We start from the raw sequence: 405 nt of genomic DNA on the forward strand, positions 1-405 counted from the left end.
ACCGAATGTCGCTTTCGGTTAGTTGGTTGCCAACGGCAAAATCGTTATTCGCAAAATGTGTTTCCAGTTCTTCTAAGCGAGCGAAAATATCAACCATGGCTTCGTCGTAAGCTTTCTGGCTGGAAGCGAATCCTGCGCGATACACGCCATTGTTTAAGCTGTCGTAGATACTGCCATTAAACTCTTCAATTTGTGACTGCAACTCAGTCGGGTACAAATTGATGTTTGAATTATGAATCGGTCGTAAGTCTTCGTTCAAAATATGAAGAATATCAGCAGACTCGTTGTTGATGATTTTGTTATCACCACAATCCCAAAGTACAGGCACAGTCGCTCGACCAGTGTATTGGTCATCAGTCATCGTATAGAGATGGAGAGCGTATTGCACTCCCTCAATGCCACTCT

Annotated in this window: 1 pseudogene; it reads right to left on the reverse strand. The window is 43.5% G+C overall.

The window, feature by feature from the left end:
• Positions 1-388: pseudogene (locus tag AB4274_RS22080) on the reverse strand (glutathione S-transferase family protein); the annotation flags it as partial.
• Positions 389-405 lie beyond the last annotated feature (17 nt).

The sequence above is a fragment of the Vibrio sp. 10N.261.55.A10 genome (genome assembly GCF_041470825.1).
In the GTDB taxonomy this organism is placed as follows: Bacteria; Pseudomonadota; Gammaproteobacteria; order Enterobacterales; family Vibrionaceae; genus Vibrio; species Vibrio crassostreae_C.